The 6,695-nt window shown below is 57.0% G+C and carries 6 protein-coding genes; 2 read left to right on the forward strand and 4 right to left on the reverse strand.

Going from position 1 to position 6,695, the window contains the following annotated elements:
- From QM579_RS03295 to QM579_RS03310, 4 genes are all read right to left on the reverse strand, one after another.
- A partial coding sequence (locus QM579_RS03295; protein WP_414997794.1) for a hypothetical protein occupies positions 1–309 on the reverse strand: 309 nt, incomplete at its 3' end.
- 107 nt (positions 310–416) lie between these two features.
- On the reverse strand, positions 417–1,652 hold the full coding sequence (locus QM579_RS03300; protein ID WP_414997795.1) for a hypothetical protein: 1,236 nt from the start codon (positions 1,650–1,652) through the stop codon (positions 417–419).
- 15 nt (positions 1,653–1,667) lie between these two features.
- On the reverse strand, positions 1,668–3,341 hold the full coding sequence (locus tag QM579_RS03305; RefSeq protein WP_414997796.1) for an MBOAT family O-acyltransferase: 1,674 nt from the start codon (positions 3,339–3,341) through the stop codon (positions 1,668–1,670).
- 217 nt (positions 3,342–3,558) lie between these two features.
- On the reverse strand, positions 3,559–3,846 hold the full coding sequence (locus QM579_RS03310; RefSeq protein WP_179980258.1) for an integration host factor subunit alpha: 288 nt from the start codon (positions 3,844–3,846) through the stop codon (positions 3,559–3,561).
- Positions 3,847–4,071: 225 nt separating this feature from the next.
- On the opposite strand from QM579_RS03310, the gene QM579_RS03315 reads away from it, so the two are divergent.
- Positions 4,072–5,205 (forward strand): radical SAM protein, encoded by a 1,134-nt coding sequence (locus QM579_RS03315; protein ID WP_414997797.1) that lies wholly within the window; start codon positions 4,072–4,074, stop codon positions 5,203–5,205.
- 512 nt (positions 5,206–5,717) lie between these two features.
- Positions 5,718–6,695, forward strand: a 978-nt coding sequence (locus tag QM579_RS03320; RefSeq protein WP_414997798.1) for a Cache 3/Cache 2 fusion domain-containing protein, incomplete at its 3' end; no start/stop codon positions are given.

Here is a 6,695-nt window from a genome sequence, read left to right on the forward strand (position 1 = left end):
AGTAGGCGCCTGAACCGTTGGCACGGCAACTGTGGGTTCGTGAACTCTGGGTTCGGCAAGCGTTGGCGTGGCAATGGAGGCTGCCGCTGCCAGAACGGGCTGCGCGCCTGTAAAGCACAGGGTGGCTGCGCTGATGAAAAGGCTGCCCAGTATAAGGCTGTGACGGGCCATATTGCGTAGCTGGCGGCTCAGCTCAGGGCTGCGAAGAACGTGAACCCGCAGGACCGCACTGGCGATCCTGCGGGTAAGGGTACTTTGAGGGGCAGAGCCTGAGGGCTCTGCTGTAAAGCTGGTGGTGTTCCGGCGCATGGCTCCCATTCCTGACCTGATCCCGCAGCACTGACGCTCTTGGGCCGCGTCTGCGTATCTGATGCTTTTTGCTGCCGGGTCCAAGCCTTGCCAAGGCCGTTTATGGCCTATGGCTTACGTTTGGGGCAGTTGAAATTGTTGAAATCAATTTCCGGCTTGTCCGTGAGGCGGTCGTCAAAAACCAGGGCATGCCCGCGCCAGTCACGGATGGTCGCATTGATTTTTTCCATATTCACATAGGCCAGCAGGGCGGGCCAGCGGTCGGCCATATCCCGCAGCATACGTGCATAGGTTACTTCGCCGCCGTGGAAGCCGTCAACAAATTCGCAATCGCTGGACCCGAAGGTACGCGGGTCCGTAAAGTCGATAACTTCTATGCCGCGTGCCAGCAGGGCCTCCCGCAGGTGGAAAAGGTGCGGGTATTCGCCCTCGCGCTGGCGAATGGCGTCCAGCACCTTGACCGACAAGGGCGAAATGAAAACAAAGGTGGCAATGCCGCGCGCCTTGAGGCGGCAGTATATTTCGGCAAAAGCGTCCAGGTGGGCGGTGCTTATGCCACCGGGGGCACGGCTGCCCTCGATGGGCTTGGCATGAAAAAATGCCTTGATGCCGTGGTTTACCTGTTTGAGTGTGTCTTCAAACTGATAGTCAAAGGGGCGTTTTTGCCCTGTCGTTTCAGCAGTGTAGTACCATGAGCCGTCGGGGCCGAAGCCGTCGTCAGTCTGCTGGGCCATGATGCCGTAACGTCCGGCGCGAAAGCCGCCAGCGGATTCCAGCAAGACAGGCGCAACGAGGTCGTGGGCGGAGATTTTTCCTTCAAGCAGCCATGCCCAGGGTTTTTTCAGGCTTTCAATGCCGCTGTTATAGGAGCCGCTGGTTGGTGGCTCGTCCTTGAAAGGATCGGGCTGCCACTGGGGCATGAACCACCAGAAATCCAGGCCTATAATGAGCGCTTCGGGCCTGTGTACCGCCAGCATGGCGTCAATGGTGGACCGCAGGACTGAAAGGTTGCCAGCCGTGCCACCCACATTGAGGAAGGATTTACGGAAATAGGCTCCACGGAACTGCATGACGCGGGATGAACCCACGGCGGCAATTTCCGGTTTGACCTTGGCATAGAGTTGCAGTTTGTAGTCTACGAAATCCTGCGAAACGCCGGAGCCGAAAATGGCGAACTGCCCGGAAGACTGTGCTTCCACCGCACGCTCGACGCCCACATCGCCGCTTTTATAGAGCCACCAAAGGGTATAGGGCAGCACCAACAGGGCCACAGCCAGGGCCAGAAACAGCAATACGCGGAAATAGCGTTGAAGATAGGCGGTTTCGGTGAGAATTTTGCTCATGATGTGTCCGCCTCTCTAAAATTGGAAATACAGGAATGTTGCCTTGCGCGACACCAGAATAAGGGTCACGAAGGCCAGACAGGCCAGACCCGCCGCCCATGCCGCCGAGGGTCGCCAACTGAGAAGTGGACGCGTTCCGTCACGCCTGCCATGCAGCAATTCATGGCTGTTGGGAAAGGCCCAGGACAGCACCATGCTAATGCCTAGCAGCGCAAAGGGCATCCAACCCTGAAAGTAGTTGTTGGGCAGCCACTGGGCAGCCAGTGTACCCGCCGCCGAAAGCCCGGCGTGGTCTGCTGTAAGCCCTGCGGCTTGAGCCGTGAAGGGCCCGGTAAACATAGCCCCATACATAGCCGAGGCGCCGTCGAGGCTGACCGTGCGAAACACTACCCAGCCCAGATTGATGCACATGAAGGTGAACAGGATGAAAAAGAGCCGCATGGGCAGGGTGGCCAGCACTCTTTCAAGCAGGCTGCCCTTGATGCAGGCGCGGAAAAAGTGGTTGGTGCTCAGCATGGCTCCGTGCAGGGCTCCCCATATGATGAAGGTCCAGCCCGCGCCGTGCCATGCGCCGCCGATAAGCATGGTCAGAAAGAGGTTGCGGTACTGCATAAAACGCCCTTTGCGGTTGCCGCCAAGAGGAATGTACAGAAAATCGCGCAACCAGGAACTCAGGGTGATGTGCCAGCGCCGCCAGAAATCCACGATGCCGGTGGCCTTGTAAGGCGAGTCAAAGTTTTCAGGCAGGCGCAGGCCAAGCATGAGGCCAAGGCCGATGGCCATATCGGTATAGCCGGAAAAGTCGAAATAGAGCTGGAAGGTATAGCAGAATGAGCCCAGCCATGCTTCGGCTCCGCTGATGGGAAAGGCCTTTTCCGCCGCATTGAATACGGCGTTGGCGTATACGGCCAGCCCGTCGGCCAGAAGCACTTTTTTGGCAAGACCGATGGTGAAAAGCGTGAAGCCCTGCGCCAGGCCTTCTGAAGTGGAGCCTGAAAGGTCGTCAAGCTGCGGGCCCATCTGCTCGTAGCGCACAATGGGGCCAGAGATGACGTAGGGAAAGCAGGCCGAAAAAAGCGCGTGGCGTGAAAAGCCCTGCGGAACTACCTGCCGCCGGTACACGCTGACCAGCCATGCGATCTGTATGAATGTATAGAAGGATATGCCGAGCGGGAGCCCCGGCGGGGTGAAGTTCCATTCCGTACCCATAAGAAGGGCCAGGTTCTGGGCGAAGAACCAGGAATACTTGAACCACAGCAAGGGCAACAGGTTCAGTATGAGAGCCAGGGTCAGCAATCCCTTTCGGCTGCACGCCCACGCGCCTGTGCGTTTGAGGCTGCAACCCCTGAAAGGACAAAGCCGCTTGCGCTTTTTTGCCAGAAGGGGCGTTTCGCCTTCAGGCAGGTCATTCGGATCACCCTCGGCAGGAATCAGCCCTTCATTATCAATATCGTCGCTCGCAGGCGCTGCCTGCTCCGGCGCGGCCAGAGCAAGCGCAAAAGCGTAGTTCATACCCAGAATGACCGCCAGAAGCAGCAGGAAGGGTAGTCCCCACAGGGCATAAAAAACTACGGAAAAAAGCAGCAGAACAAGGCTCAGCCGCGTCGCGCCGTAACCTGATGCCAGCCGCCAGCATAGCAGCAGCAAAGGAAGAAAGAGAAAAAGAAAAGAATAAGAATTGAACAGCATGCGCAGCTCCCGAACGCTGACGCCGGACATTCACGGCATGAAGGCCCGGAGCCTGACGATGACGCAGCCCCAGAACGGCAGACACTGGGACACGAAAATAGTACAGAGTAAAAAATACCCTGTCCGTGCTACGGCTGACGGCTAAAATAGTGCGCGCCAAGCCGACGCGGCAGGGCCCGGCAAAGCCCGCCGTGAAGGCACAGGCGTGTGTAATCTGCTAAGGATTCAGTTCCGAGCGGAACTTCCGCGACAAACGGAACACCATAACCTTGCGAGGGGGCAGGGTGATAGTTTCGTCGGTCTTGGGGTTGCGTCCCTTGCGCGAAGCCTTGTCATAACATTCAAATTTGCCAAAGCCGCTGATAAGCAGGGCCCGGTCCTTTTTGATGGCGGACTTCATTATGTCCAACAATTTTTCAACCACGTTCTTTACATCAACGCGGTTCTTGTCGGTTTCTTCGTAGATGGCCTCCACGATGTCCGCTTTGGTCAGTGTTTTTTTCATTGTGATTTCTCCGGCGCATGATAATGTCGCTGGTATGGTGGTCACAAAACATGGTTCTGACAGATACAGTCCAGTGGACAACAAAGGTGCTCTTCACATGAAGGGCACTTTTGTGTAAAATACATGCAAGTAACGGGCAGAGCAAGGTTTTTCTTAAAAATTGTCTTCCTGCGGGCAAGAGGCCATAGTGCGCGCCGCGCACGGCTTCACAGCCATTGAGCATGTATGAAAACGGTATCTGCCCGAAATTTTTCTTTAACACTCCCCTGGTTTGTACCCCGTAACAGGGGGCAAACCCTGATTCCTCTCTTTCTTCCTTTCAGCGGATGCCCGGTGCGTTGCGTGTTCTGTGCGCAGGACGTGCAGACGGGTCTTTCTGCCTGTATGGATACCGCCGCACCAGCCTCTGTTACGCCTGTTCTGCCTGCATCGTCCCTTGCCAGCCTGCTGCGCCGGGCCCACGAGAACCTTGAAAGCCGGTCTGCTCTCGGGCTGCCTCCGGCTGAGCTGGCATTCTATGGCGGTACCTTTACTGCCATGCCTTTACAGGAACAGGCGGCCTGCCTTGATCTGGCGCGGAAGGCGTTGGAGTTGGGCTGGATTCATTCCTTCCGCTGCTCAACCCGGCCAGACTGCGTGGATGCCGCGGTTCTTGATCGTCTGCACGCGGCTGGCTGCGGCTGTGTGGAGCTTGGGGTACAGAGCTTTGCAGATGATGCCCTTGTGGCCTCAAAGCGGGGATATGATGGGGCTACGGCCCTGAGGGCCTGCGCTTGTGTGAAGGAGGCGGGTTTGACGCTCGGCGTGCAGTTGCTGCCGGGTATGCCGGGACACAAGCCTGCCGATTTTCTTCGTGATGTTCCTTTGGCTCTTGCGGCTGGCGCTGACATTTTGCGTTTTTATCCCTGCCTCGTTCTTGAGGGTACGGCTCTTGCCCATATGTGGCGGCAGGGGCTTTACAGCCCGTGGGGGCTGGAAGACACACTGGACTGTCTGGCGCAGGGATGGCTTCTGGCCCAGAATGCCTGTGTTCCTGTCATCCGCATGGGGCTTGCTCCTGAAGCTTCGCTGGACGCTGCCCTGCTGGCTGGCCCTGTTGACCCTGCCCTGGGCAGCCGTGTTATGGGCCGGGCCCTGCTGTTGGCAGTGCGGCAGCACCTTGAGCAGATGGCCGCAGTTTCTGGCGTGGATGCGCTGCCTGTGTTGCAGGCCTTGTGCGCGCCGCCCTCCTGCCAGGGGTATATATGGGGAACCCGCGGGGAGCTTCGCACCGCCTGGGCCAGCCTTGGCCTGCCCCCGGACGGCCTGACCTTTGACTCTGCCTGCGGGCAAACTCTGCGCCTGACTGTGACCGCCTGATTCTTCTTCTCTTACATCCCTTTCTTCGCATCCCGTATATTCGGCCGTGCTGTTGCCGCCTGCCTTTGCCAGTGTTCACCATTGGCAGGCGTTGCCGTGCCGAAAATTAATACCCGGCAAAAGCCATGCTCTAAAACAGCCAGAAGCGGGGTAGCCCTTTCAATATGGCCCTGTTGGGCCGTACCCGGCGCACGGTTGTTGATGCATGGGGATTGGCCAAGTAACGGCCTGTTTTTATGTATCTATTCTTTGCATACCCGAGTCCTGCAGCCCCTGCATAAGAAGACGCAAAAAAAATTAAAAATATTACGTAAAAGGCATAATATTTTTTGCAATAAAATACGAAAAGCTATATAGGTGTGTTTACTCTGGTTAGAGCTTCCAGAGAGGCACAACCCTCCCAGTTTCTTCTTTTCAGACGGCCTCCCCGCCGTCACCGCCTCAGGCTTAATTCGGCGTGATGTTTTTGCGCCAACAATCTGTGAAATTCCCCAGATTCAGAGGTTATACACATGAAAATTGGAATTATGAGCAAGATGATGCTCACTATCCTGGTTCCGTCCATGCTTGGTCTGACGGCAGTGTGCGCGCTAAGCTATTGGCAGGCAGAGAATTCTCTCACGCATCAGATTGCGCATGAATTTGACAGCGTTATAGATAAACAGATTGACGGTTTGGGCACCGTACAGCAGATGACGCACGGTCTTATAAGAACCAACGCCGAATCGGCCCATGCAAAAAAAGCCTTGCTTGTACGGGGGGGCGGCCAGTCAGACATACTGCAGGTTTCCGAACCGGACGTTCAGAACATACTTGATGACCTCGCCCAACATTTTGGCATGGTTGACGGAGCGGGCCTCGTCGATTCCTCGGGCGTGGTTGTGGCCCATACCTCCCGGGAAATGATCGGCAACAACTTGCGGGAGCGCAAGTCGGTGCAAATGGCCCTTGGCGGGCAGATGAGCATGGAAAACCTGCGCAGTCATTCGGGTGAGATGTCGACAATGGTGGCGGCCCCGGTGAAGCTTCAGGGCAAAACGCAGGGCGTGCTGTACGCGTACATGAGCCTGGCAAAATTGAGCGTCGATACCACAGACACCATCAAGATGGGCACACAGGGCTTCTGCGCGGTCTATGACAACAAGGGAACTGCGCTCATGCACCCCGACAAGGCTATGCTGGGCAAGGACTGCAGCAACGAACCCTTTGTACAGGCTGCCATAGGCGGCGGCAGCGGGCGCATGTCCTATATGCGCGACGACCGTGAAATGGTTGCCTACTACCGCCATATGCCTGAAAGCAACTGGCATGTGGTTATGGTGGCCGACAGGGACGAGATGCTTGCTCCCACCAGCAAGCTGCTCAAGGCCAACGTGCTCAAGGGCCTTGTAACTGCTGTTGTGCTGGGCTGCGTTATCGTATTTGTGGCCCGTGGCATATCGCGGTCCCTGAAGACCGGCGAGCGCTGTGTGCAGGCAGTGGCAGCCGGC

Source organism: Desulfovibrio sp. (genome assembly GCF_047607245.1).
Lineage (GTDB): Bacteria > Desulfobacterota > Desulfovibrionia > Desulfovibrionales > Desulfovibrionaceae > Desulfovibrio.

What these genes read in the sequence shown, in the direction of transcription:
- QM579_RS03300 (WP_414997795.1), bottom strand. Translation starts at nt 1,652, where the DNA reads ATGAGCAAAATTCTCACCGAAACCGCCTATCTTCAACGCTATTTCCGC.
- QM579_RS03305 (WP_414997796.1), bottom strand. Translation starts at nt 3,341, where the DNA reads ATGCTGTTCAATTCTTATTCTTTTCTTTTTCTCTTTCTTCCTTTGCTG.
- QM579_RS03310 (WP_179980258.1), bottom strand. Translation starts at nt 3,846, where the DNA reads ATGAAAAAAACACTGACCAAAGCGGACATCGTGGAGGCCATCTACGAA.
- QM579_RS03315 (WP_414997797.1), top strand. Translation starts at nt 4,072, where the DNA reads ATGAAAACGGTATCTGCCCGAAATTTTTCTTTAACACTCCCCTGGTTT.